Below are 23,685 nucleotides of genomic sequence, written 5' to 3' on the forward strand. Positions count from 1 at the left end.
CCGGCTCCGGCAGAACCGTCGATCGGGTCCAGGTCCGCGACGATCCGAAGCGTGGGGCGCGAACCGAAGAGTCCCCGCCGCTGTGTGACCTCGCCAGCCCTGTCGAGGTAGGCGAGGGCGACCTTCGCCAGGGCGCTGAGCGCGGCTTCCTTGTCCGGTCGTCCGCAGCCTGCCAGACGACGAGTCCTCAGAGCTGCCGTGCGCGCGGTCCGCAGCTGCGGACGACGCACCCGGAGGCAACGCGCTCAGCGCGGCCCGATGATGCCCGAGGAACAGGCGGCGAGGGCGCGCCTTCACGAGGCGCAATGCCGCGAGGTACCCCATCCCGAAGACGATCTCGCTGGCCGCCGACCAGGCGACAGGCGCGTTCAGAGACGATCCCTCAGGCCAGTGGGCCGCGACCCAGACGACCCCGAAGACGGCAAGCACAGCCGAGAAGGCGCCGATCGCACCGGCAACGGGCCCCACTTGGCGCCGCGCCGCCAGTAGTCCGGGGCGCCCAGGTGGAAGCTCTCAGTGCCGCGCCAAGCTAGCTGGCCGCCGGGGCATGTCGACTTCTCGGATGCCTAGGCTCGGAGCATGCACCGATTCGTCCTCCCCCTCGCCGCAGCCCTCGCCCTCTCGGCCTGCAGCTCAGGCGCCTCCGATTCCCCCGCCCCGGCCGCGGTGACCGACCGCATCGCAGCCATCAGTGCCGCAGTGGACCGCTGGGGGCAGGCGAAGACTCTTGCCGAGGCCAAGGCGGCCGCGGAAGAGGCAGCCAACCTGGTGACCGGTCCGGACGTGCCCGGCTACGGTGATCGGGATGGGAACGGCACCGTCGAAGGAGCTGTCACCGAAGGGCTCCTTCCGGGAGAGCAGGGAGAGCCCGGACTGACGACGGAGCCGGGGGTCGCACCCTTGGCCTGTCTCGAGCCGAACGTCCGTGGTGGATCGTGGGCGGACCCGCAGGAGCGCTGGGAGCAGCTGTTCACCGCGATCGACGGCTGGTCCGAGGCGAACAACACGTTCCCGGCGTTGCAGAGTCACGCCCAGCGAGTCGTCGGCTGGGCAACGCTGACGCTGCGCGGCGATGACCTCAGCACAGCGATCGAGTTCGCCGGTCACGCGAAACTCCACGCCGAGGTTCTGGCCCAGGACGCCGCGGACTGCTGAGGGCGGATCGGGCGCTCGGGTCTGTTCACGTCCTGCGCTCCTGGGAGTTCACGCAACCCACCTCCGAGTACCCCGAAACACTGAGCCCGCGGGAAGCCCCTAGGGAACTGCCAAGAAGTGCATCCGCACATCGGCAGACGCGCGCGGCCCGCGGCTATGAGCGGATGACGCCATGCCGCCATGCCGTCAGCGGCGTGAGCGTGCAGTCGTTCTGGGAGGCTGCGAGCATGCCCGAGCCACTGTTGATCGACCTTCGAACGCTGCGCACTGCGATCGTGGGTGCCCTGGACGCGTGCGAGAGACAGCTGGGCCGTCGCGTACAAGTCGAGATCGACTACTACTGGCACCTTCCGGTCGACGCCGCCTACGACATGACCAAGGAGCCGTCCGAACTCACGGTCGGCCAGCTCAGCGACGACCTCGAGGAGGTCTCCGTCGTGTCGGGGCAACCCGAGACCGCTTGGCATGACCTTGCGCACGCCATCGGGGTGCTCCGAGCGCTCGAAGCCGCGCTCCGTCCTTGATCGGCGCTCACCGGCGAGGCGAGTTGGCGCTCCGTCTGGGCCGCGGGCATCGCCCCTAGGCTCAGGCCGTGGAGAAGCGGATCGACTTGCGGGGACCGGATGATCGGCTCGACGACGTGGTCGTCCGAGACGTCTCGATGTTCCGAGCGGAGATGCTCGACGCGCGGACCCTCTGGCTCGCCTGCTACCTCAAGGACGCTGACGGCGAGTCCGGTCGCGTCGTGTTCGAGGTCACCAGCCACGGCGGCGCACTCACCCTTCGCGTCACCGAGGGCCCCGACGACTGACGCCGACGCTCACGACCGCACGGCGGCATGAGCCGATGGCAGCTGATCCGAGATGATCGATTCATGGACGACGCCACTTCGCTAGGCGGAGCGATCCGCGCCTTGGCGCCGCTTCGTATCCGCGAGGTGCAGTACAGCGATCCGATGCCCTCGCTGGTTGGGGACGACAGGGCAGCGTCCCTACTCGGCGGTTGGGCGTGGCGTCGTGGCGACCAGGTGGTGACCTCCTGGGGCGCCGCTGACGCCGGGGACGTTGTCTGGGACCTGTGCGGTCTGGACTTGGCTGCGGTGCTGTTCGCTGATCGGGGTTCGCTGGCGACGGTTCCTTCGTCCTCGCGGATGGACAGCTCGACGTCCGATCGGATGGAGCGGCTTCGAGACATGGATCTTCCGGCACGCTCAGCTCGACGTGGTCTACGTCGGGGCGTGAGTCGCCCGGCCCGTTGCATGCCGCTCCGCGGCATGAGCGGATGACCCGCCTGGGCTCAGGCGAGGACGGCGGCGAGGATGACCAGCACGGCGGCGAGCGCGAGGACCGTCACCCGAGGACCCCGGTTGGGATCCCGACTGATGCTGCGACGGGGCATCTGGCGGGAGTCGTCGGCGATCTTCTTGAGGTGCAGCCCAGCTCCTGACCCGACGGCGATGACGCCCGCGACAACGGCCACCCCGGTCGGCAGGCCACGGCCCGCGGACACGGCAACGTAGGCGGCCGCTGCGGTGACCAGTGCCGGGGGTACCCACCAGGTCCAGCGGTAGACCAGGTGGGGGCCGGGGCTTCCGACCGGGCCGGCCGCCCCCGCGGTCACGAGTTCCAGGCTCGCCGCGAAGCCGAGCAGCACGACCACAACCACGCCCGGCGACCCCCTTGGTTCCCAGACGCACGAGCGAACCATTTCTCGTCCCGCACGCCTACCGAAGCCTGCACCAGCGGTCACCGTAGCCGCCGCGGAGCCCGCCACGTCCGCGGCATGAGCGGATGATCGTTGCCTGCCGAACCGAGATCGTGAGTCGGCATCGCACACCCTGTCCCGGCGCTACCCTCCCCGCCATGGGAATGTTCGAACGCCTCGCCTTCATCGACGGACGGTGGGTCACTGTCGCCCATGGCGAGCCCGTCAGCGCGCCGCTTGTCGTCGACATCCACGACAGCAGCATTGCGACAGTGCAGTTCGAGAGCGAGGCCGGGCCGCGTGGGTACTTCTACCTCGGCTACGAGCCGCGCATCTACTTCGATGACCCGAAGCAGAACGCCCCCGTGGATCGACCGGCCGCGGCGGGCGCATTCTCGAGTTGGGCCCGAGCGGAGCTCGGGGTCGAGGTAGCGAGTGCGGCCGTGGAGTCGTTGTTGGCGAGCAACGACGCCGAAGCTGAACCAGAGGCGGTCTTCGTCGAGGAGACCGTCGAAGAACTGATCACGCTGTTGGGCCTGCCGCTGCCGGAGGCACTCCAAGCCGAGGCTTGACCAGGCTGCTTGAAGGAGCCGCAGCTGTGAACCGCCCGCGCTCAGTGCGGCATGAGCGGACGACGCTATGCCGCCATGCCATCAGCGGCATGAGCGGATGCTCGGCGGCTACCGTGGCCGCCGTGGATGCAGCGGGGCTACTGGACGATCTCTGTGTTCGGCTCGGCTACTGCCTGCCGCCTGAGGATCGGCAGCGCCTCATCGACGACCCGCCGACGTCGGTCGATGCGTTCACCGATGCCGTCGTCAGGGCCGAGGGGCTCGATCCGGTGCTGATGGCGACCACGCAGCGTCAAGAGGTCCGCCGCATGGTTGCCGCAGCTTTCGGCGAGCCAGTCCGTCCCGACGGGCACACGCGGCGCTCCCGCTGACGCTCGGTCTCTGACAGACACGAAGCGACCAGCGGCACAAGCGCGCGGCGGACGGCTACGCGCTTGGCTTGCGTCGAGCCTTCGATTCGAGGTGTCGCAGCCGCCGACGAAGTTGTCCGCGGAAGCGCCTCTGCTCGGTCTCCTGGTGAACGAACTGGGGGTCGTTGGCAGCCTCGAAGTAGCCGTTCTCTACGTCGTCGCGCCCACCGTCGCTCTCCACGAGTCGAGCGAGCTCCTCGCGCATCGGAGGTCCGGCGGGGAAGCGATCCGCCCACTCGGACTTCGGGGAGCTCGACGTCATGTACCCATTCTGACCGAAACGCCCCAACAGAGACGGCCGACCGCGCAGCGGCATGACCGCGTGTTCTTCACTGCCCCGGGCGCGAGGGGATGATGTCAGCGTGACCATGGGAGCCCAAGACCTTGTCGACGCGATCGTCGAGTTCTTCGCCCAGCGCGAGGTGGCGAGCCTGGAACTTCCGTCGGGTTGGTTCGGCCGCCCTCACGACAATCTGCATCGGCTCACCGGCGCCGCGACCTCGGGCGACGAGGTCCGGATCGAGCTGGACGGCACCCAACGGCTGAACATCAACCCCATCGGTGCGCGCGTGGATGGCCGCGTCCTCCGCATCGAGATCGCCAGAGGCACGTGGGTCTGGACTGAATACGGCGGCGACCGGAAGCACACCGAGGCCCTGACCGCCGGCACGGTGCAGTTCCACGCTGCCTGGGCGCCGGGGTAGCGACCACGCGGCGTGAGAGCGGACGGTGACCTCACGCGAACCCGTGGTGCGGGCGCTAGGTCGCCAGGCCCATCCGCCCGTAGGCCCTCCTGCGTCGCGCGTCCCGCAGACACTCGATCCTGCCGTCCCCGGCGAACCCGCTGGAGAGGTGCTCTTCCAGCCAACCGACCTGGGAGTCGAGCGACTCCAGGTCGAGGCTCACGTCGGTTCCGTTGAGGCACGCGGTCCACACGGCGGTGTCGAAGTACTCGTCGAGACCGGGTGGTGCCAGGTCCACGAACCACTGGCCGCCGTCAGCCAGCACTCGGACCGAGCCAACATCCAGGGTCGCTCCGAGGAGCTGATTCGTTGGTGAGTCGAACGCGCGGATCGTCAGCGGCGCTCCACGTTCGGCCAGGGTTTGGGCCAGCCGAAGAACGGCCGGTGGCGCGAGGGAGAGATCGGGCACCCATCACCTCCGGCCTCGGCTCGTCCGCAGGCTACATCTCGACCGGAACGCCCGGATGCACCCGGGGCGCGGCATGAGCGGACGACGCTATGCCGCCATGCCATCAGCGGCATGAGCGCGCGTTTCGCGGTCCTGCCAGTTGGGCGAGTTGGGGAACTGTGACGGGTGATCGGCGGCGGCTCACGTCTTCGCGCGCTGATGCCGATGCTGGTGTTGTGAGTGAGCAGGGGGCCAGGGTCGGCAGCGCGCCGTTTCCGGACTGGCTGGCTCGAGCCTGGCCGTGGGTCGTGGGCCTGTCGGCCGCTGCGGGCATCATCGTTGGGCGCGCCAGTCCCGAGACCGGCGTCGTCACCACCGTTGCGGTTGCGTGGTTCCTGGGCATCGCGATGGTGTACGCAACGCTGGCGGTGTGGTGGCGACGGGCCGTCGCGCGGGTGTGTCGGGCTCGACCTGCCTCGCTGGTCATCCCGGGCTGGGCAGCGGCGACGACGCTGTCACGAGTGCGCGACGTGCCCGGGACGGGCCCGAAGCTGCCCCGTCTGCGTGTCGCCTTCGTCGCGACCGAGCGTTCCCTGGAGCTGTGGCGCCTGGACACCATCACCGAGGTGATCACCCTCCCGTGGGCCCAGGTCGCCGGCGTCGAAGGCCGGTCACTCGTGCGCGGCCCGTTCACCTCGGGCATCCTGGCGGTCCGTCTCCCGGACGGCACCGAGCTGGGCCTCCAACCGCTCGAGCCCTGGGCCGGAGGCCCGCCGCGCGAGCCGGACGACGCTACCGAGCCGACCTACGCCGACCACCTCGCCGTCCGCCTCCGAGCTACGCAGGAGCGAACCGCCGAGACCTGACAGATTCCACGCCCCACGCGCACCGTCTGCGGCATGAGCGTGCGACGGTCGTGGTGCGGTGCCTTCAGGGGTGCGGGCCTCTCGTCGGCCCTGGCGGTGGGTGTTCGCCGTGGGGTGCGCGTTCGCTAGAGCCGGCGCCCGGAGCACGTCGAACTCGCAGCCAGGCGGTGCGGGGTCGAAGCCGTGCTCGATCAGCCACCGGGCCGCCTTCAGGCTTCGTAAGGACCACCACGCGCGGGTCACGTCGAGGTCGACAGCGGCGCCGTAACCCGCCACGACGTCGCCGAGGTGTTCTTCGTGCCCGAGGGTCAGGATCGCGAGGTCGTACAAGGCGTCGCCCTGTGCCGCCTCGGACCAGTCGATCACGCCGGTGACCTGGTCGTGCTGGACGAAGACGTGGGCGACCTGCAGGTCGCCGTGGGTGAACACCGGCGTCCACGGCCGCAGCGCGTCTTCGGCGACCTGGCGGTTGACGGTGACACCGTCGGGGGAAGTACCCCGTTCGCCAGGAGCCACTCGCACTCGCGGTCCAGGTTCGAGCTGAGCTCGTCCGAGCCAGTGCCAGGCCAAGGCGGCAGCGGCGCCTCGTGAAGCTGCCGTACGACCGCACCTGCCGCGGCCCATGCCGCTGGCGACGTGGTCGATGGCTGGCCGAGGTCACGACTCTGGGCCGGACCTTGAAGAAGCGATCAGCGGACGTGCTGGCCTACTTCGACCGACCCGGCACCTCCAACGGGCCCACCGAGGCGGTCAACGGGCGCCTCGAGCACCTCCGCGGCTCGGCCCTCGGGTTCCGCAACCTCACCCACTACATCGCCCGCAGCCTGCTCGAGACCGGCGGCTTCAGCCGACTACACCCTCACCTGTGATGAGCCACTCGTCCCCGCTCGCGGTTCGCGAATGCGGTTCTGGCGGCCTTGGACCCGAGCGGTGGATCCGAGGCCGCCAGCCCTGTCGGCGGCTAGTGCGATGCCTTCCAGACACAGTAGGAGATCGTTCCACCGGTGAATCCTGCCGCCGATGCGATGCACGGGGCGCACGCGGCGCCAGCGGTCCCTGCGCAGACGGCGGCGCAGACGATGCCAATTACCGTGATGATGGCCCAGGAGATACCTGCGCTCGAAAGGCAGCTGTTGAGCTTTGACCAGCTGAAAGAGGCGTCCTGAACGGTGAATCCATTGCCGACGGCCGGGCCCGTCAGCGAACTCTGATTCTGCGCAGTGACCAGTTCGCTGTGAATTGGCACGCCATCCTGCCAAATGGCTACGGCCACTGAGTTCTCGGAGACCATTTCCGCAGCAATTTCCACAACTGTCGTCTCGCGGCCTTGAGAAATGAAGGCAATCTTGCTAACCTCGGGGAGATTGGTGCCAACGAGCGGAATGTTGACAACGCGCTGACCGCCCGACCCCTGGTAGGCAGTCGCGGAGTCGACGTCTACCTTCAGCCCGCTCTGCGAGACGTAGCCGTCACGCAGAGCTGTCGCGACCGCTGCCCTGGAGGGGGCGTCTGCCATCTTGGTGAGCGAGGCACTCGCGCGAGCTACTTCTTCCGCAGTGGCCCTCACCGACTCATTCGTCACGAGGATGGACTCCGACCTCACCGGCAGTGCGTCCATGCCGCCCGCGGAGTTCAGAGCGCTTTCGGCTACCACAGTTGAACCGACGATGCGGTCATCCATCGCAGTGGAAGCGGAGTCCGTGGCGCTATTCGTTGCGAGAGCTACGGCGACTGCTGTGGCGAACCCCACGATCGCCGCGACCGTCGTCGGCCCGGCTCCGGCTTGCGCGGGCCCCGGCTTGCGCGACCTCCGGCGCCGATCGCGAACGAGGAAGGCAAGCGCCGTACCGAACAGGCATAGGGCCGCAAACCAGAAGATGGCGGCCGATGCCTTGAACGCGGGAACGAACGAGACCGATCCGACGGAAACTGCCGCCAGGCTTAGCGAAGCGACAGCACGATTGATTGACATAATGTGCCCCCATTGTTGTCGAGGACCCTCCGATCGGGCCCGACCCCGAGAATTTACTGTCGGCGATCCCAACGGCACGGGACCTTGGTCGTGCCTTGGTCGGGTCAAACGAGCCCATTGAACCTCTGCGTTCGCGGAACGGCATCACGAGGGGTCAGACTGGGCCACGTATGCCCAGGTCAAGTTAATTTCGGGTCGTAGGGCGATCATCTGGGATCACGCCGGGTCAGGTCAAACAGGGGAACAAAGAGGGGAACTGGGCGACAGCGGGGACAGCATCATCGGTCGACCACGATCACCGCCCAGCTGTCGAAGGTCGGGATGTCGACGGTGAGGTCGCCGCCCTCGATCGTGCCACTGAGGGCAGCGAGCTGTGGGCCGGCCGCGGGGTGGCCGAAGAGAGCGCGGTGGGTTCCGGGCTGCTGATGCGCCCGCATCGCCCGCGAACGCGACCCCAACGCCGCCCCGATCGACATCGCCATCCAACCCTACGACTCCGACCAGTGGGCCCGCGGAGCCGCCGCAGTCGCCATCCAGCAGTTCCTGCTCGGTGACGGCTCGGGTCGTTGAGGTCAGGACCGGAGGCGTCGAGCCCGGACCTCGGCGCCCGGGTGTCACCCAGGGGTCGGTGTCGGACCGTGCGAGCCTGATTGCCCGGTGCCAGATGCCCGATGCCCGATGCTCGTGAGGCGAGGGCTTTCAGTGGTCCAGATCTGGCGGAGCTTCAGCTACGCCGTGCCGGCATTCGTCGCGGCTGCGGCCCTCGCTGTGCTGATCGCGGGTGTCATCGGGCTCCGTCGACGCCGATCTGGCCGCGCGCCCTCGCGTTCCGTCGTGTGGGGGCTGGCGCTCGACACGCTAGTGGTGCTCTGGCTCGTCGGGCTGGGCCTGGTCACCCTCGGTCCGGGCCGGGTACTTCGAGTGCGGGTAGTCCATGAGCCACGGCCGCCCGGTCTCCGGGCACACGTACCGCACGGTCCACTGCGCTGTGTCGACCTCGAGCTTCTCAAGGTGTCTGTCGGCGTACTCGCGCGCGTCAGCGCCCTCCAGCTCGACTCGCTTGCCGCACTCACACTCCACGAGCGCGCGCCTCCCGTCCGATCCCCGAGGCGAGTCTGCCGCACGGGCACGCGCGCGGTGCGCGGCTATGAGCGGATGACGCTATGCCATCAGCGGCGGATGCGGACGTGGCGCCAGGGGATCTGAGACGCTCGGCGTCACGGACGTCAGGGCTATGGATCCGCGCGACGAGACCTGGGAGATCGAGAGGCCGAGCTACCGGGTCCACTTCCACGACGCTGACGGCGCACAGGTTGAGTACGAACTCCGGGGTGTCGACGTGGCCGAGGTGCTCGCCTGGGCGAAGGCCCAAGCGGCCGGACGAAGCTATGTCGCGTACGTCTGTGTCCCCCCATGACGGCCTCGGCCTCGTCCGGCTCGACGGAACCGACCCCAACGCACGCTGAGAGCGGCATGTCCGTGCGGGTTGGGCGGCCGACTTCGCTGATTGACGCCGAGTTCGCTGACCACACCCAGCGAACTCGCACACAGCCAGCGAACTCGCGGAGAGGGCGAGCGCTCATCGGCATGAGCGGGCGCCGGGCGCACGCGAGAGTGCCTCTCGCGTCGCGTCTGCTCAACCACCCACGCTGGGCGCGAGACACGGCGCATCACGCCGATCTCGCCACCGCGCCGCCCGGCCCCCTCGGACCTTGATCAGCCGCCGGCGGCGCTCAGGCCCCGATCAGCCGCTGCGCGAGGTACCCCGCGACCTGGTCCAGCGCGACGCGGTTCTGCGACATGGTGTCGCGCTCGCGGATCGTCACGGCCCGGTCCTCGAGCGAGTCGAAGTCGACGGTGATGCAGAACGGCGTGCCGACCTCGTCCTGGCGACGGTAGCGGCGACCGATGGCCCCGGCGTCGTCGAAGTCGACGTTCCACGCCTGACGCAGCTCGGCGGCGAGGTCCCGCGCGACCGGCGACAGGTCGGCGTGCCGGGACAGGGGCAGCACGGCCGCCTTGACCGGCGCGAGCCGCGGGTCGAGCCGGAGCACGGTGCGCACGTCCACGCCGCCCTTGGTGTTGGGCGCCTCGTCCTCGGCGTACGCCTCGATCAGGAAGGCCATCAGCGAGCGGGTCAGACCGGCCGCGGGCTCGATGACGTACGGGACCCAGCGCTCGTTCTTGTTCTGGTCGAAGTACGACAGGTCCTGACCCGAGTGCTCCTTGTGGGTCGTGAGGTCGAAGTCGGTGCGGTTCGCGATGCCCTCGAGCTCACCCCACTCGCTGCCCTGGAAGCCGAACCGGTACTCGATGTCGACGGTCCGCTTGGAGTAGTGCGAGAGCTTCTCCTGCGGGTGCTCGTACAGGCGCAGGTTGTCCCGGTCGATGCCGAGCCCGACGTACCAGTCGGTGCGGGTGTCGATCCAGTACTGGTGCCACTCCTCGTCGGTGCCCGGCTCGACGAAGAACTCCATCTCCATCTGCTCGAACTCGCGGGTGCGGAAGATGAAGTTGCCGGGCGTGATCTCGTTGCGGAACGACTTGCCGATCTGGCCGATGCCGAACGGCGGCTTCTTGCGGGCCGCGCTCATCACGTTGGCGAAGTTCACGAAGATGCCCTGCGCGGTCTCGGGCCGCAGGTAGTGCAGGCCGGACTCGTCCTCGACCGGGCCGAGGTACGTCTTGAGCATCATGTTGAAGTCGCGCGGCTCGGTCCACTGGCCGCGCGTGCCGCACGCCGGGCAGGCGATGTCGGCCAGACCGTTCTCGGCCGGCCGGCCCTTCCGCTCCTCGTACTCCTCGAGCATCTGGTCCTCGCGGAACCGCTTGTGGCAGGAGAGGCACTCGGTGAGCGGGTCGTGGAACGCCTTGAGGTGGCCGGAGGCGACCCAGACCTGGCGCGGCAGGATCACCGAGGAGTCCAGGCCGACGATGTCGTCACGGCTGGTGACCATCGTCTTCCACCACTGGCGCTTGATGTTCTCCTTGAGCTCGACGCCCAGTGGCCCGTAGTCCCACGCCGAGCGCGTGCCGCCGTAGATCTCCCCCGACGGGAAGACGAAGCCACGGCGCTTGGCGAGGTTGATGACCGAGTCGAGGCGAGAGGCCACGGGTGTCTCCAGACGTGCGCAGGCCCGCACGTGGCTCGCGCGGGCGGAAGGGACCCAGGCTACCGGGGTGCGGACGGTGCGGAGGCCGTGCCAACCCGGATCGGAACCGCCCGCCGGACGATGTTTTGACAATCGTTCTCAACTTACTTGAGAATGATCCTCATGAAGCGATCCTTCCTCGCCGTGCCGGCGGCCGCAGCCCTCGCCCTCCCCCTCACCGCCTGTGCCACGGACTCCGGTTCCGGCTCCGGCGTGACGGTCGTCGCGGAGCTGTACCCGTACGCCTGGATCGCCGAGCAGGTCGGCGGCGACCTCGTGAACGTCACCACGCTGGTGCCTGCCGGGACCGACGCGCACACCTTCGAGGTCTCGCCCAAGCAGGTCACCGAGATCGGCGGCGCCGACCTCGTCGTCCTCACCGGGGCCGTCGCGACCGCGGTCGACGACGCGGTCTCCCAGGCCGCTCCCGCGCACATCGTCGACGCCGCGACCATCGTCGACGTCCTGCCCGCGAGCGAGGACGAGCACGACGACGGGGACGCCGAGGAGGAGCACGCCGCGTACGACCCGCACACCTGGCTCGCCGTCGACCAGCTGCCCGCCGTGGTCGACGCCGTCGCGGAGGCGCTCGCCGCGATCGACCCCGACCACGCCGACGAGTTCACGACCAACGCCGGTGCCCTCGACAGCCGGCTCGCCGACCTGGACGCCGCGTACCGGACCGGCCTGGCGTCCTGCGAGCGCGACACCGTCGTGGTCACCCACCCCGCCTTCGGCTACCTGACCAGCGCCTACGGCCTGCAGCAGGTCGGCATCTCGGGCTTCGACGAGGACACCGAGCCGTCGCCCGCCCGGATCCAGGAGGTCGCCGACATCGCGTCGCAGACCGGTGCGACCACGATCTTCATGGCCAACACCTCGAGCCCGAAGGTCGCCGACGTCCTGGCGAGCGACCTCGACCTGGACACCCAGGTGCTGTCCACGATCACCGGTGCGGCCGACGGCGAGGACTACATCTCCCTGGCCCAGGACAACCTCACCGCACTCCAGCAGGGCCTCGGCTGCTCCTGAGCGGCGCCCAGGACGCGCCCCGGCGCGGCACGACGGTGAAAGAGGGAATCGTTCGCAGCATGAGAGGCTGGTGGACATGAGCCAGACGTCCGGCACGGTCCTGCGGACCGACGGGGTGGACGTCGTCCTGGGCGGGCGACGGATCCTCATGGACGTCGACCTCACGGTGCGCCCCGGCGAGGTCGTCGCGCTGCTCGGCGCGAACGGCTCGGGAAAGTCGACCCTCGTCCGGGCGGCGCTGGGCGTGATCCCGGTGGCGAAGGGCCAGGTGCGGCTGTTCGACCAGCCGCTGCGGACCGCCCCGTGGCACCGGGTCGGCTACGTGCCGCAGCGCATGCCCGCCAGCACCGGCGTCCCGACCACGGCGTGCGAGGTCGTCCGCGCCGGCCTGCTCTCGCGGCGCCGGCTGCGCCCCGGCTCGCGGGCCCAGGCGATCGCCGCGCTCGACGCGATGGGCATGGCCCACCGCGCGAACCACCCGGTCCAGGAGATGTCCGGAGGCCAGCAGCAGCGCGTCCTCATCGCGAGGGCCCTGGTCCGCGAGCCCGACCTGCTGGTGCTCGACGAGCCCACCACCGGGATCGACCTGGACACGATCTCGACGTTCGTCGCCACGATCGACCGGATGCGTCGCGCGGGCACGACCGTCGTCGTGGTGCTCCACGAGACCGAGGCCTTCGCCTCGATGCTGGACCGCGCGGTGGTGCTCCGGCACGGGCGCGTGGTGCACGACGGTCCCCCGCCCCCGGCCCGGGCCGAGCACGCCGGACCTCAGCACGAGCACGCGCACCCGCACGCCGAGCCGCCCCGCGACGACGGCCTCCTCGACCTCGAGGTGATCGGGGGCGACGGATGATCGAGATGCTCACCTCACCGCTCATGCAGCGCGCGCTGCTCGCGGCCGTCCTGGTCGGCGCCGCCGCGCCGGTGATCGGCACGTTCCTGGTGCAGCGACGCCTCGCCCTGCTCGGCGACGGCATCGGGCACATCGCGCTGACCGGCGTCGCCGCGGGCTGGCTGGCCGGCGCCCTCGCCGGGCTCACCCCGCCCGACGTGCTCGCGCTGCCCGGTGCGATGACCGTCGCGGTGCTCGGTGCGGTCGGCATCGAGTGGGTCCGCGCACGTGGCCGGATCACCGGCGACGTGGCGATGGCGATCCTGTTCTACGGCGGGATCGCGGGTGGCGTGCTGCTGATCAAGATCGCCGGTGGCACGAGCGCGAACCTGATGAGCTACCTCTTCGGCTCGATCGCGACGGTCTCGCGCACCGACCTGCTGTGGACCGCGCTGCTCGCCGGGATCGTGCTCGCCGTGGGCCTCGGGCTGCGCGGCGCATTGTTCGCGGTCAGCCACGACGAGGAGTTCGCGCGGGCCAGCGGCCTGCCGGTGCAGTTCCTCACGTCCCTGCTCGCCGCACTCGCGGCCCTCACGGTGACCGTCGCGATGCGCGTGGTCGGCCTGCTGCTGGTCTCGGCGCTGATGATCGTGCCGGTCGCGACGGCGCAGGTGGTCGCGCGGTCGTTCCAGCGGACCATGGCGCTGGCCAGCGGGATCGGCGCCGGCGTCAGCGTGGTCGGGCTCGCCGTGACGTACTGGTACGACCTACCGCCCGGTGCCACCATCGTGGTCCTCGCGATCGTGATCTACGCCGTCGTCACGATGGTGCAGAACGCCCGCCGCCACCCCGACCTCAGCATCGACCCGCACCCCGACCTGGCCGACGACGTCCGGGTCATCGAGGAGACCTGATGCAACGGATGACCCGGCAGCGCTCCGCCGTGACCGACGCGCTCGAAGGGCTCGACGAGTTCCGGTCCGCGCAACAGCTGCACGAGCTGCTGCGCGCCAACGGTGAGCAGATCGGTCTGGCGACCGTGTACCGGACCCTCGCCTCGCTCGCCGACGACGGCGTCGTCGACGTGCTGCGCACGACCGACGGCGAGCAGGTCTACCGCCGCTGCGCACGTCCCGGGCACCACCACCACCTGGTCTGCCGCGACTGCGGGCGCGCCGAGGAGATCGAGGGGCCGGGCGTCGAGGCCTGGGCGGACCAGGTCGGCGCGGCCTACGGCTTCGCGGCGATCGAGCACACCGTCGAGCTGACCGGTGTGTGCCCCGACTGCCGAGCCGCTCGGAGGTCCTGAGTGCCGGAGTGGGCCACCCAGTTCCTGGACGGGTGGCCGATGGTCTGGATCCTGCTGTTCTTCCTGCTCGGCGCCCTGCTCCGCTCGCAGGGGCTGTACTGGCTCGGCCGCGGGGTGGCCGGCGGGGTGCTGCGCACCCGGTGGAGCGACCGTCTCGACCACCCGCGCGTGCATCGCGCGACCGCGGTCCTCGAGCGCTGGGGCATGCCGATCGTCCCGGCCGCCTTCCTCACGGTGGGCTTCCAGTCAGCGGTGTTCTCGGCGACCGGCCTGCTGCGGGTCGGCTGGCTGCGCTTCACGGTGTGGTCGATCCCCGGCGCGCTCGTGTGGGCCGTGGTGTGGGGCGGGATCGGCACCACGCTGGTCGCCGGCGCCGTGGCCATGGCGCAGGAGTCGCCCTGGGTCCTGGCGATCGTCGTGCTCGCCGTGGCGTCGGTGGCGACGACATCGGTGCTGCTGGTGCGCCGCGCACGCCGCTCAGGCACCGCGTCCGGCGACCGTAGCGCTGCGGGAATTACCTAGTACTGCAGTTACCTGATACCACCAGGCTCGAATACACTCGACACGAACCGTAACTTCTGGCGGCGGCACGCCCAGCGGGGCCGCGGCAGGCGACGGAGAGTGATCGATGAAGATCGCAGTGCTCGTCAAGCACGTTCCCGACACCTATGGCGAACGACAGCTCGACCCGGCCACCGGGCGGACCGACCGCACTGCCGGCGACCAGGTGATCGACGAGATCAGCGAACGCGCCGTCGAGGTCGCCCTCGCCCACAAGGACCACGAGAAGTCCACCGAGGTCCTGGTCGTCACGATGGGCCCCGCCCAGGCGACCGACGCACTGCGCAAGGCGCTCGCAATGGGTGCGGACCGGGCGATCCACGTCGTCGATGACGCCCTGGCCGGGGCCGACCTCATGGTCACCGCGACCGTGCTGGCCGCGGCGCTCCGTCCGGAGGGCTGCGACCTGCTGATCGCGGGCAACGAGTCGACCGACGGCCGCGGCGGGGTGCTCCCGGCCCTGCTGGCCGAGCTTCTCGGGCTCCCCCTGCTGTCCGCCCTGCGCACGGTTCGGCTCACCGACGGCGAGGTGAGCGGGACCCGGATCACCGACGCGGCCTCGACCCAGGTCCGCGCTCCCCTCCCGGCGATCATCTCGATCACCGAGCAGCTGCCCGACGCCCGGTTCGCCGGGCTGCGCGGGATCATGGCCGCCAAGCGCAAGCCGACGGCGACGGTCGGCCTCGCCGAGCTGGGCCTCGCGACGCCCCGCTCGCGCACGCTCGTCACCTCGACCGCCGCCATGCCGCGGCGCACCGGCGGTCCCCGGATCGAGGACGACGGAACGGCCGCCCGGCAGCTCGCCCAGTTCCTCGCCGACCGGCACCTGATCTGAGAAGGGGGCGACCCGTGGCACCGATCCTCGTGCACGTCGAGCTCGACGCAGGAGGCCAGGTCGGACCGACGGCCGGCGAGCTGCTCGCCGCAGCGGCCCGACTGGGCGACCCGGTCGCCGTGGTCGTCACGGCCGGCGACCCTGCGCCGCTGGCCGCGCGGCTCGCCCGGTTGGGCGCGAGCCGCGTCATCACCTCGACCACGCCGGCCGCCACGTCCATGCTGTCCACCCCGGCGGCGGCCGCCCTGGTCGCCGCCGCGGCCGCCGAGGGGCCCGCGGCCGTCCTGCTGCCCCACACCGTCGAGGGCCGGGACGTCGCCGCGCGCGTCGCGGTACGGCTCGGTGGCGGCCTGCTCACCGATGCGGTGGACGTCTCCGCCGGCCCCGAGGGCCCGGTGACCGCGCACACCGCGTTCGGCGGCGCGTGGACCACGACCGCCACCGTGACCTCGGGCCCGGCGGTGATCACCCTGCGGCCCGGCTCGATCGCCGACCGCCTCGAGGCCACGGACCCGTCGGTGCGCACGATCGAGGTCGACCTCGACCCGGCACTCGACGGGCAGGTGACCGCGAGCGCGCCGTTGGTGGCCAGCACCTCACGCCCTGCGCTGCGCGGCGCGCAGGTCGTCGTCTCGGGTGGGCGAGGCCTCGGTTCCGCGGACGCGTTCACCCTGGTCGACCGGCTCGCCGACGCGCTCGGCGCAGCGGTCGGAGCCTCGCGCGCGGCCGTCGACGCGGGCTACGTCCCGCAGTCCTACCAGGTCGGCCAGACCGGCGTGACGGTCTCCCCCGAGCTCTACGTCGCGCTGGGGATCTCCGGAGCGATCCAGCACCAGGCCGGGATGTCGACGTCACGGACCGTGGTCGCGGTGAACACCGACCCCGACGCACCGATCTTCGACATCGCGGACTTCGGCGTCGTCGGCGACCTGTTCACGGTGGTCCCCGAGCTGATCCGCCAGATCGAGGCACGGCGAGCGGGTGCCGCGTGAGCGCGGCGCCCACCACCCGGCGGTTCGGCGGGCTCTCCGCCCGCACCCGCTGGGGACTGGGCGCAGGCGCGGCGCTCGTGGTGCTGGTCGTGCTGGTCGTCCTGGCCCGCTGGGCGTGGGGCCGACCGGGCGTGCAGGACTTCGTCGCTCGCTACCCGGGCGTGGCCACCGGGGCCGAGAGCGCCGGCACCCCGGCGTGGGTCGGCATCCTGCACTTCTTCAACCTGTTCCTGATGGCCCTGATGATCAAGTCGGGCCTGCTGATCCACAACACCCGGCGGCCGGCGGCGCACTGGACCCGACGTGGCAGGCCGTGGATCGCCAGGTCACGGACGAGGCCCGCGACCATCACCCTCGAGCAGTGGTTCCACGTGTCGTTGGACCTGACCTGGCTCGCGGTGGGCACGACGTTCTTCGTCCTGCTGCTCACCTCGGGTCGGTGGGTGCGCCTGGTCCCCACGAGCTGGGACGTCGTCCCCAACGCGCTCTCGGTGGTGCTGCAGTACCTGTCGCTGCACTGGCCGCACGAGAGCACCTGGATCGCCTACAACGCGCTGCAGATGCTCGCGTACTTCGCCACCGTGTTCATCCTCGCTCCGATCTCGGCGGCCACCGGTCTGCGGCTGTCCGAGCTCTGGCCGAAGAAGGCCGCGATCAACCGGTACTACCCGATCGAACGGGCCCGTGCGATCCACTTCCCGACGATGTGGCTCTTCGCGGCCTTCATCGTGGTGCACGTGGCGATGGTCCTGGCTACCGGCGCGATCGCCAACCTCAACCACATGTTCGGGGCCCGCGACGACGACTCGCTGGTCGGTGTGGTCGTCTGCGCCGTGGCCGTCGCGCTCGTCGCGGGCGCATGGTTCGCCGCCCGGCCCGTCCTGCTCCGCCCGCTGGCCGCTCTGACCGGGAAGGTCACCCGCTGACCGATCCACAGCCCACGCCTGCACCGGGCCCGCTCACCGAGGAGGAACAGTGCCGTTCTTCGACCAGGACCACGACGACTACCGCGCGACCGTCCGCGAGTACATCGCCGCGTACGTCGAGCCCGCCTACGACACCTGGGAGGCCGAGCGCCTCATCGACCGGTCGGTGTGGACGCCCGCGGCCGAGGCGGGCCTGATCGGACTGGACATCCCGGAGCAGTACGGCGGCCTGGAGCTGCACGACTGGCGGTTCCGGATGGTGGTGGCCGAGGAGCTCAACATGGCGGCCGCGCCCTCCCTGACGATCGCGTTCGCGGTGCACGACGACCTGGTGCTGCCCTACCTGCTGGACCTGGCGACCGACGAGCAGAAGGAACGCTGGCTGCCGAGGATGGCGTCCGGCGAGTGGATCGGCGCGATCGCGATGACCGAGCCCGGCGCGGGCTCGGACCTGCAGGCCATCCGGACCACGGCGGTACGCGACGGCCAGGACTGGGTGCTCAACGGGCAGAAGACCTTCATCTCGAACGGCGTGCACGCCGACCTGGTGATCGTCGTGGCGAAGACGGACCCCACCGCCGGCGCCCAGGGCTTCAGCCTGTTCGTCGTCGAGACCGGCATGGCCGGATTCGAGCGTGGCCGCAAGCTCGACAAGCTCGGCCTGCACTCGCAGGACACCGCCGAGCTGTTCTTCACCGACTGCCGGGTGCCGGGTGCGAACCTGCTGGGCGAGCCGGGCATGGGCTTCGTGTACCTCATGCAGCGCCTGCCCCGGGAGCGGCTGTCGATCGCCGTCGGCGCCTACGCCGGCGCCCGCGCCGTCGTGCGGTGGGCCGAGGACTACGTCTTCGAGCGCACCGCGTTCGGGCGGCGGATCGGCGACTTCCAGAACACCCGGTTCGTGCTCGCCGAGGCCGAGACCGAGGTCGACCTCACCCAGGCCTACATCGAGCGGTGCGTGACCAAGCTCAACGAGGGCACGCTCACCACGATCGAGGCGTCGAAGGCCAAGTGGTGGGCCACGGAGCTCGAGGGCAGCGTCACCACGCGGATGCTGCAGCTGTTCGGCGGGTACGGGTACATGGAGGAGTACCCGATCGCGCGGGCCTACCGGGACTGCCGCGTGCAGACGATCTACGGCGGCACGACCGAGATCATGAAGGAGATCATCGGCCGCGACATCGCCGGGCGGTACCGCTGAGCGCCCTCGGTGCCGTCACGCGGACCCGTCGGGCTCCTCGGCCGACGAACGATCCACAGCACCGCCGTAGCGCCGGTCGCGCCGCGCGTACGTCTCGACCGCACGCCACAGGTGCCGGCGGTCCACGTCCGGCCAGTACTCGTCGAGGAACACCAGCTCGGCGTAGGCGGCCTGCCAGATCATGAAGTTGCTGGTCCGCTGCTCCCCGGAGGTCCGCAGGAACAGGTCGACGTCCGGCAGGTCCGGCTCGTCGAGGTGGCGCTGGATCGTCGCCTCGGTGACCCGCGACGGGTCCAGCCGGCCGGCAGCCGCCTCCTGCGCGATCGCCCGGGCCGCGTCGGCGAGCTCGGCGCGTCCGCCGTAGTTCACGCACATCGTCAGCGTGCAGAGGTCGTTGTCCCGGGTGAGCTCCTCGGCGGTCTCCAGCTCGGCGATCACCGAGCGCCACAGCCGCGGCCGGCGACCCGCCCACCGGACCCGCACCCCCCACGCGTGCATGGTGTCGCGCTGCCGGCGCAGCACGTCCCGGTTGAACCCCATGAGGAAGCGCACCTCGTCGGGCGAGCGCTTCCAGTTCTCGGTGCTGAACGCGTACGCGGACACGTGCGTGACGCCGATCTCGATCGCCCCGGCGACCACGTCCAGCAGTGCGGCCTCGCCTGCGGCGTGCCCGGCGGTGCGCGGCAGGCCACGCTCGTTCGCCCAGCGGCCGTTGCCGTCCATCACGATCGCGACATGCTTCGGCACGAGCTCGCGCGGGATCGCCGGCGGTCGATCACCCGACGGGTGCGGCGGCGGAGCGATCACCGGTTCGGTGCGACGAGCCTTCACGCGCGCTCCACCAGCCGCAGCGACCGCAGCCCGCGCTCGAGGTGGAACTGGCTGTAGGCCGCGACCAGGCCGCTGGCCTCACGCCGGTGCCGGTCCTCGCTCGCGTCGGCCTCGGCCCAGTCACCGGTCTGCAGCGCGGCCAGCAGGGCGAGGGTCTGCGGCGCCGGCGACGCCGACCCGGGCGGACGGCAGCCCGGGCACACCGCACCGCCGGAGGCCACCGCGAAGGCCGCGTGCGGGCCGCCCCGGCCGCACCGCGCGCAGTCCGAGAACGAGGCGGCCCAGCCGGCGACCGCGAGCGCGCGCAGCAGGTAGGAGTCGAGCACGAGACCCGGCGCGTGCGCGCTCTCGGCCAGCGCCCGCACCGCGGCGATGAGCAGCAGGTACTGCTGGACCGACGGCTCGTGCTCGTCGACCAGGCGCTCAGCCGTCTCGAGCATCACCGCCCCTGCGGTGTAGCGCGCATAGTCCGTGCTGATCGCGGTGGCGTACGACCCGAGCGTCTCCACCTGGGTCACGGTGTCCAGGCTGCGGCCGGTGTACAGCTGCGCGTCGACCACCATGAACGGCTCCAGCCGCGAGCCGAACCGGGACGACGTGCGCCGCACGCCCTTGGCGACCGCGCGGACCTTGCCCCGCTCGCGGGTGAGCAGCGTGACGATGCGATCGGCTTCGCCCAGCTGATGGGTGCGCAGCACGATCGCCTCGTCGCGGTACAGGCTCACCCGACCATTCTCCCCCGAGCACCGACACTGGTCCGTGAGGCGCGACCCGGAAAACCCCGTGACGTCGCGGTACGGCCCGGTCTAGCGTCGCACCCAGCGCCGGCAAGCCGCCGGCAGGCCACCGGCAAGCACAGCCGGAGCGGCCACCGGACAGCGAGGAACGGGAGGAGGACGCCATGCCCCAGGTGAACGACGCCCTCACCCACCCCCGTCCGCCGCGACCCTGAGCCCCGCGGCGGGCCGACGAAAGGTCCTCCGTTGTCCCAGCTCGGCACTCCCCGCACCCCACCCCTTCGACCGCCGACCCGCACGCCCCGCCACCCCATGCACGCCGCACGACTCGGCTGGGACGCAGGCTGGCAGCACTCCCTCGACACCCTCGCCGCAGACGCCGGCGAGGGTGTCGTCGTCGCCCGGGTCTGCCGGGTCGACGCCGGCGCCTGCGACCTGATGCTGCCCGGCGAGACCGGAGTCGAGCGGGTCACGGCCCGCTGGTCGGCCCGCCTCCACCACGACGCGGCAGACGATCCGACCACCGTCCCGGCCACCGGCGACTGGGCGCTCATCGAACCGCACACCGGCGCCCAGCGGTCCGCCCCGTGGGCGGTGACCGCCCTGCTCCCCCGTCGCACGGCCCTCGAGCGGCTCGGGGTCTCCGGGACCTCGGACGGCCAGGTCCTGGCCGCCAACGCCGATGTCGTGGCCGTCGTCGAGGGCATGGTCCCCGACCTCGACCTCGGCCGGCTCGAGCGGCTGCTGACCCTGGCGTGGTCCTCCGGCGCACGACCGGCCGTGCTGCTCACCAAGGCCGACCTGCACCCCGACCCGGCCGAGGTGGTCGCCATGGTCACCGAGAGCGCCGCCGGGTGCGACGTGATCGCGGTCGCAGCTCCCGAAGGCCGCGGGCTCGACGAACCCCGCGGCTGGCTCGCCGAGGGCGCGACGGTCGCCCTGCTCGGCGCCTCCGGCGTCGGCAAGTCCACGTTGCTCAACGCGCTGGTCGGCGAGCAGGCGATGGCCACCCGCTCGCTCGGCGTCGAGGGCAAGGGCCGGCACACCACGGTGACCCGCGAGCTGCACCTCGCACCGGACGGCGGCGCCGTGCTGGACACTCCCGGCCTGCGCTCGGTCGGCCTGCGCGGCGACGAGGCGGTCGACGAGGTGTTCGCCGACGTCGTCGACCTCGCCGACCGGTGCCGGTTCAACGACTGCACGCACACCGTCGAACCCGGCTGCGCGGTGCTCGCCGCCGTGGACGACGGGTCCCTGCCGGAACGTCGCCTCGCGTCCTGGCGTGCGCTCGAGCGCGAGGCCGCCTTCCAGGCCCGCCGCAGCGACGCCCGGCTGCAGGCCGAGTACGCCCGGGTGTGGAAGGCGCGGGCCAAGGCCTACCGGGCCCGCCCGGACAAGAAGCGCTGACGCTGGTTCCCGCTCCCCGGGTCCACGGGGAGCGGGAACCGAGCTCAGCGGTGCGCGCGGTTGACCGCGGAGATGATCGCCTTGAACGAGGCCGTCGTGATCGACGGGTCGATCCCGACGCCCCAGAGCACCTGGTCGCCAACAGCGCACTCCACGTACGCGGCCGCGGTGGCGTCGCCGCCGGTGGACAGGGCGTGCTCGGCGTAGTCGAGAACCTCGACGGGCTGGCCGAGTGCGCCCAGCGCCTGGATGAACGCGTCGATCGGGCCGTTGCCGTACCCCTCGACGGTGACCTCCGCGCCCTGGTCGATGAGGTCGACCTCGAGGTGCTCCGGGACCTCCTCCGACGAGACCGACCGCGACCCGCGCAGCCGGAACCGGCCCCACGGCTCGAGGCCGCTGCCCGGCTCGGAGGGCAGGTACTCGTCGGTGAACACCCGCCACAGGTCGTCCGCGGTGACCTCGGTGCCCGCAGCGTCCGTGTAGACCTGCACGGCCCGGGAGAACTCGATCTGCAGGCGCCGCGGCAGGTCCAGGTGCCGTTCGGCCTTCATCAGGTAGGCCATGCCGCCCTTGCCGGACTGCGAGTTGACCCGGATGACGGCCTCGTAGGACCGCCCGACGTCCTTCGGGTCGATCGGCAGGTACGGGACGGCCCAGGTGAGCTGGTCGACCTCGACGCCCGCGGCGACGGCCTTCGTGGCCATGGCCTCGAAGCCCTTCTTGATCGCGTCCTGGTGCGAGCCGGAGAAGGCGGTGTAGACCAGGTCGCCGCCGTAGGGGTGCCGTTCGTGCACCGCGATCTGGTTGCAGTACTCGACCGTCCGGCGCACCTTGTCGATGTCCGAGAAGTCGATCTCCGGGTCGATTCCCTGGCTGGCCAGGTTCATGCCGAGGGTCACCAGGCACACGTTGCCGGTCCGCTCACCGTTGCCGAACAGGCACCCCTCGATCCGGTCCGCGCCGGCCAGGTAGCCCAGCTCGGCGGCGGCGACCGCAGTGCCGCGGTCGTTGTGCGGGTGCAGGGACAGCACGACGTTCTCGCGGTAGTGCAGGTGCCGGCTCATCCACTCGATCGAGTCGGCGTAGACGTTCGGGGTGATCATCTCGACGGTCGCGGGCAGGTTGATGATGACCGGGTGCTCCGCGGTCGGCTGGAAGACGTCGAGCACGGCGTTGCAGACCTTCACGGCGACCTCGAGCTCGGTGCCGGTGTAGGACTCGGGCGAGTACTCGTAGAACACATCGGTGTCCGGGATGAGCTCCTCGTACTTCTTGCACAGGTGCGCGCCGGACGTGGCGATCTCCAGGATGCCGTCGACGTCGGTGCGGAAGACGACCTCGCGCTGCAGCACGCTCGTGGAGTTGTACAGGTGGACGATCGCCTGCTTCGCTCCGGCGATGGCCTCGTAGGTGCGCTCGATCAGGTGCTCGCGGGACTGCGTCAGGACCTGGATCACCACGCCGTCGGGGATCCGGTCCTCCTCGATGAGCATCCGGACGAAGTCGAAGTCGGTCTGCGAGGCGGACGGGAACCCGACCTCGATCTCCTTGTAGCCCATCTCCACGAGCAGCTCGAACATCCGCAGCTTGCGCTCGGGGTTCATCGGCTCGATGAGGGCCTGGTTGCCGTCCCGCAGGTCGACCGCGCACCAGCGCGGGGCGGTCGTCATGCGCTTGGTCGGCCACGTGCGGTCGGGCAGGTCGACGGCGATCTGCTCGTGGAACGGCCGGTAGCGGTGCACCGGCATGCCGGAAGGTTGCTGGGCGTTGCGGACGCCCGGGGCGTCAGGGGTGATGGTCATCGGTTCCTCGTCAGGTGCGGCGGGCTGGCGGCCAGGGACGGCGAACCACCGCGGCGAGGTTCCGGCCTAGAGGGCCCCGCCGCGGCGACCAAGGAGGAGGGTCGTCCCGCGCATGGCCGACACCCTACCGCGCCCCGGACGAGTGACGAAGCGGGCGCCGGCACACGGACTTCTCCGTGGCCGGCGCCCGCCGCGCGCGCACCGGTGCACGTCCACGCAGGAGATGGCCGGGGTGGGCGCCGGGCGCCCCCC

Annotated in this window: 26 protein-coding genes and 2 pseudogenes; 18 read left to right on the forward strand and 10 right to left on the reverse strand. The window is 70.8% G+C overall.

Annotation, left to right across the window (positions count from 1 at the left end; genetic code table 11):
* Positions 1 to 579: 579 nt before the first annotated feature.
* The 3 genes from OEB99_RS06225 (at position 580) to OEB99_RS06235 (ending at position 1,966) form a co-directional block, all read left to right on the forward strand.
* Positions 580 to 1,155 carry a hypothetical protein gene (locus OEB99_RS06225; RefSeq protein WP_263509061.1) on the forward strand — a complete coding sequence of 192 codons (576 nt, stop codon included), beginning with the start codon at positions 580 to 582 and terminating at the stop codon, positions 1,153 to 1,155.
* A gap of 227 nt (positions 1,156 to 1,382) precedes the next feature.
* A complete protein-coding gene (locus tag OEB99_RS06230; RefSeq protein WP_263509062.1) occupies positions 1,383 to 1,679 on the forward strand; it encodes a hypothetical protein in 297 nt (98 codons plus the stop codon).
* 68 nt (positions 1,680 to 1,747) lie between these two features.
* The gene (locus OEB99_RS06235) at positions 1,748 to 1,966 is read left to right on the forward strand and encodes a hypothetical protein (RefSeq protein ID WP_263509063.1); all 219 of its coding nucleotides are present in this window, start codon (positions 1,748 to 1,750) and stop codon (positions 1,964 to 1,966) included.
* Positions 1,967 to 2,451: 485 nt separating this feature from the next.
* Here OEB99_RS06235 and OEB99_RS06240 read toward each other — a convergent pair whose 3' ends face one another.
* Entirely contained in the window at positions 2,452 to 2,820 is a 369-nt protein-coding gene (locus tag OEB99_RS06240) for a hypothetical protein (protein WP_263509065.1), read from the reverse strand.
* Positions 2,821 to 3,017: 197 nt separating this feature from the next.
* On the opposite strand from OEB99_RS06240, the gene OEB99_RS06245 reads away from it, so the two are divergent.
* From OEB99_RS06245 to OEB99_RS06255, 3 genes are all read left to right on the forward strand, one after another.
* Positions 3,018 to 3,431, forward strand: coding sequence for a hypothetical protein (locus OEB99_RS06245; RefSeq protein WP_263509066.1), 414 nt, complete (start codon positions 3,018 to 3,020; stop codon positions 3,429 to 3,431).
* 122 nt (positions 3,432 to 3,553) lie between these two features.
* The gene (locus tag OEB99_RS06250) at positions 3,554 to 3,802 is read left to right on the forward strand and encodes a hypothetical protein (RefSeq protein ID WP_263509067.1); all 249 of its coding nucleotides are present in this window, start codon (positions 3,554 to 3,556) and stop codon (positions 3,800 to 3,802) included.
* Positions 3,803 to 4,203: 401 nt separating this feature from the next.
* The gene (locus OEB99_RS06255) at positions 4,204 to 4,545 is read left to right on the forward strand and encodes a hypothetical protein (RefSeq protein ID WP_263509068.1); all 342 of its coding nucleotides are present in this window, start codon (positions 4,204 to 4,206) and stop codon (positions 4,543 to 4,545) included.
* 55 nt (positions 4,546 to 4,600) lie between these two features.
* On the opposite strand, the gene OEB99_RS06260 is transcribed toward OEB99_RS06255, so the two are convergent.
* Complete coding sequence (locus tag OEB99_RS06260) at positions 4,601 to 4,993, reverse strand: hypothetical protein (RefSeq protein WP_263509069.1); 393 nt, start codon at positions 4,991 to 4,993, stop codon at positions 4,601 to 4,603.
* Between the two features lie 158 nt (positions 4,994 to 5,151).
* On the opposite strand from OEB99_RS06260, the gene OEB99_RS06265 reads away from it, so the two are divergent.
* Positions 5,152 to 5,838: a hypothetical protein gene (locus OEB99_RS06265; protein ID WP_263509449.1), complete on the forward strand. Its 687-nt coding sequence runs from the start codon at positions 5,152 to 5,154 to the stop codon at positions 5,836 to 5,838.
* A 309-nt stretch (positions 5,839 to 6,147) separates the two neighbouring features.
* Here the strand turns inward: OEB99_RS06265 and OEB99_RS06270 are convergent.
* Positions 6,148 to 6,462 (reverse strand): annotated as a pseudogene (locus OEB99_RS06270) (phosphotransferase); the annotation flags it as partial.
* 23 nt (positions 6,463 to 6,485) lie between these two features.
* Here OEB99_RS06270 and OEB99_RS06275 point away from each other — a divergent pair.
* A pseudogene (locus tag OEB99_RS06275) lies at positions 6,486 to 6,707 on the forward strand (transposase); the annotation flags it as partial.
* A gap of 92 nt (positions 6,708 to 6,799) precedes the next feature.
* On the opposite strand, the gene OEB99_RS06280 reads toward OEB99_RS06275, so the two are convergent.
* The 4 genes from OEB99_RS06280 to OEB99_RS06295 form a co-directional block, all read right to left on the reverse strand.
* The gene (locus OEB99_RS06280) at positions 6,800 to 7,810 is read right to left on the reverse strand and encodes a hypothetical protein (RefSeq protein WP_263509070.1); all 1,011 of its coding nucleotides are present in this window, start codon (positions 7,808 to 7,810) and stop codon (positions 6,800 to 6,802) included.
* Positions 7,811 to 8,088: 278 nt separating this feature from the next.
* Positions 8,089 to 8,292, reverse strand: coding sequence for a hypothetical protein (locus tag OEB99_RS06285; protein ID WP_263509072.1), 204 nt, complete (start codon positions 8,290 to 8,292; stop codon positions 8,089 to 8,091).
* A gap of 376 nt (positions 8,293 to 8,668) precedes the next feature.
* The gene (locus OEB99_RS06290; protein ID WP_263509073.1) at positions 8,669 to 8,890 is read right to left on the reverse strand and encodes a hypothetical protein; all 222 of its coding nucleotides are present in this window, start codon (positions 8,888 to 8,890) and stop codon (positions 8,669 to 8,671) included.
* Positions 8,891 to 9,543: 653 nt separating this feature from the next.
* Complete coding sequence (locus tag OEB99_RS06295; RefSeq protein WP_263509074.1) at positions 9,544 to 10,923, reverse strand: glycine--tRNA ligase; 1,380 nt, start codon at positions 10,921 to 10,923, stop codon at positions 9,544 to 9,546.
* A gap of 162 nt (positions 10,924 to 11,085) precedes the next feature.
* Between OEB99_RS06295 and OEB99_RS06300 the strand changes: the two genes are divergently transcribed.
* The 9 genes from OEB99_RS06300 (at position 11,086) to OEB99_RS06340 (ending at position 18,653) form a co-directional block, all read left to right on the forward strand.
* Positions 11,086 to 11,994 (forward strand): metal ABC transporter solute-binding protein, Zn/Mn family, encoded by a 909-nt coding sequence (locus OEB99_RS06300; RefSeq protein ID WP_263509075.1) that lies wholly within the window; start codon positions 11,086 to 11,088, stop codon positions 11,992 to 11,994.
* 76 nt (positions 11,995 to 12,070) lie between these two features.
* Positions 12,071 to 12,850, forward strand: coding sequence for a metal ABC transporter ATP-binding protein (locus OEB99_RS06305; RefSeq protein ID WP_263509076.1), 780 nt, complete (start codon positions 12,071 to 12,073; stop codon positions 12,848 to 12,850).
* The gene (locus OEB99_RS06310) at positions 12,847 to 13,743 is read left to right on the forward strand and encodes a metal ABC transporter permease (RefSeq protein ID WP_263509078.1); all 897 of its coding nucleotides are present in this window, start codon (positions 12,847 to 12,849) and stop codon (positions 13,741 to 13,743) included. The genes OEB99_RS06305 and OEB99_RS06310 overlap by 4 nt, the downstream gene beginning before the upstream one ends.
* Positions 13,743 to 14,138, forward strand: a complete 396-nt coding sequence (locus OEB99_RS06315; protein WP_263509079.1) for a Fur family transcriptional regulator — start codon at positions 13,743 to 13,745, stop codon at positions 14,136 to 14,138. The genes OEB99_RS06310 and OEB99_RS06315 overlap by 1 nt, the downstream gene beginning before the upstream one ends.
* Positions 14,139 to 14,660 (forward strand): DedA family protein, encoded by a 522-nt coding sequence (locus tag OEB99_RS06320; RefSeq protein WP_263509081.1) that lies wholly within the window; start codon positions 14,139 to 14,141, stop codon positions 14,658 to 14,660.
* Positions 14,661 to 14,766: 106 nt separating this feature from the next.
* Positions 14,767 to 15,534 (forward strand): electron transfer flavoprotein subunit beta/FixA family protein, encoded by a 768-nt coding sequence (locus OEB99_RS06325; protein WP_263509083.1) that lies wholly within the window; start codon positions 14,767 to 14,769, stop codon positions 15,532 to 15,534.
* A 14-nt stretch (positions 15,535 to 15,548) separates the two neighbouring features.
* On the forward strand, positions 15,549 to 16,526 hold the full coding sequence (locus OEB99_RS06330) for an electron transfer flavoprotein subunit alpha/FixB family protein (protein ID WP_263509085.1): 978 nt from the start codon (positions 15,549 to 15,551) through the stop codon (positions 16,524 to 16,526).
* The gene (locus OEB99_RS06335) at positions 16,523 to 17,452 is read left to right on the forward strand and encodes a cytochrome b/b6 domain-containing protein (protein ID WP_263509086.1); all 930 of its coding nucleotides are present in this window, start codon (positions 16,523 to 16,525) and stop codon (positions 17,450 to 17,452) included. Before OEB99_RS06330 ends, OEB99_RS06335 begins: the two co-directional genes overlap by 4 nt.
* 49 nt (positions 17,453 to 17,501) lie before the next feature.
* Entirely contained in the window at positions 17,502 to 18,653 is a 1,152-nt protein-coding gene (locus OEB99_RS06340; protein ID WP_263509087.1) for an acyl-CoA dehydrogenase family protein, read from the forward strand.
* A 15-nt stretch (positions 18,654 to 18,668) separates the two neighbouring features.
* On the opposite strand, the gene OEB99_RS06345 is transcribed toward OEB99_RS06340, so the two are convergent.
* Both OEB99_RS06345 and recO read right to left on the reverse strand, forming a co-directional pair.
* Positions 18,669 to 19,484: an isoprenyl transferase gene (locus tag OEB99_RS06345; protein WP_263509088.1), complete on the reverse strand. Its 816-nt coding sequence runs from the start codon at positions 19,482 to 19,484 to the stop codon at positions 18,669 to 18,671.
* The gene (gene recO / locus OEB99_RS06350; RefSeq protein WP_263509090.1) at positions 19,481 to 20,209 is read right to left on the reverse strand and encodes a DNA repair protein RecO; all 729 of its coding nucleotides are present in this window, start codon (positions 20,207 to 20,209) and stop codon (positions 19,481 to 19,483) included. Before recO ends, OEB99_RS06345 begins: the two co-directional genes overlap by 4 nt.
* Positions 20,210 to 20,533: 324 nt before the next feature.
* On the opposite strand from recO, the gene rsgA reads away from it, so the two are divergent.
* Positions 20,534 to 21,628 (forward strand): ribosome small subunit-dependent GTPase A, encoded by a 1,095-nt coding sequence (gene rsgA, locus OEB99_RS06355; protein WP_263509093.1) that lies wholly within the window; start codon positions 20,534 to 20,536, stop codon positions 21,626 to 21,628.
* Between the two features lie 44 nt (positions 21,629 to 21,672).
* Here rsgA and leuA read toward each other — a convergent pair whose 3' ends face one another.
* The gene (gene leuA / locus OEB99_RS06360) at positions 21,673 to 23,433 is read right to left on the reverse strand and encodes a 2-isopropylmalate synthase (protein WP_263509095.1); all 1,761 of its coding nucleotides are present in this window, start codon (positions 23,431 to 23,433) and stop codon (positions 21,673 to 21,675) included.
* Positions 23,434 to 23,685 lie beyond the last annotated feature (252 nt).

It is taken from the genome of Actinotalea endophytica, assembly GCF_025717005.1.
Lineage (GTDB): Bacteria > Actinomycetota > Actinomycetes > Actinomycetales > Cellulomonadaceae > Actinotalea.

What these genes read in the sequence shown, in the direction of transcription:
- rsgA (WP_263509093.1), top strand. Translation starts at nt 20,534, where the DNA reads ATGCACGCCGCACGACTCGGCTGGGACGCAGGCTGGCAGCACTCCCTC.
- OEB99_RS06325 (WP_263509083.1), top strand. Translation starts at nt 14,767, where the DNA reads ATGAAGATCGCAGTGCTCGTCAAGCACGTTCCCGACACCTATGGCGAA.
- OEB99_RS06280 (WP_263509070.1), bottom strand. Translation starts at nt 7,810, where the DNA reads ATGTCAATCAATCGTGCTGTCGCTTCGCTAAGCCTGGCGGCAGTTTCC.
- OEB99_RS06315 (WP_263509079.1), top strand. Translation starts at nt 13,743, where the DNA reads ATGCAACGGATGACCCGGCAGCGCTCCGCCGTGACCGACGCGCTCGAA.
- OEB99_RS06245 (WP_263509066.1), top strand. Translation starts at nt 3,018, where the DNA reads ATGGGAATGTTCGAACGCCTCGCCTTCATCGACGGACGGTGGGTCACT.
- OEB99_RS06310 (WP_263509078.1), top strand. Translation starts at nt 12,847, where the DNA reads ATGATCGAGATGCTCACCTCACCGCTCATGCAGCGCGCGCTGCTCGCG.
- OEB99_RS06285 (WP_263509072.1), bottom strand. Translation starts at nt 8,292, where the DNA reads ATGGCGATGTCGATCGGGGCGGCGTTGGGGTCGCGTTCGCGGGCGATG.
- leuA (WP_263509095.1), bottom strand. Translation starts at nt 23,433, where the DNA reads ATGACCATCACCCCTGACGCCCCGGGCGTCCGCAACGCCCAGCAACCT.
- OEB99_RS06225 (WP_263509061.1), top strand. Translation starts at nt 580, where the DNA reads ATGCACCGATTCGTCCTCCCCCTCGCCGCAGCCCTCGCCCTCTCGGCC.
- OEB99_RS06305 (WP_263509076.1), top strand. Translation starts at nt 12,071, where the DNA reads ATGAGCCAGACGTCCGGCACGGTCCTGCGGACCGACGGGGTGGACGTC.
- OEB99_RS06230 (WP_263509062.1), top strand. Translation starts at nt 1,383, where the DNA reads ATGCCCGAGCCACTGTTGATCGACCTTCGAACGCTGCGCACTGCGATC.
- OEB99_RS06300 (WP_263509075.1), top strand. Translation starts at nt 11,086, where the DNA reads ATGAAGCGATCCTTCCTCGCCGTGCCGGCGGCCGCAGCCCTCGCCCTC.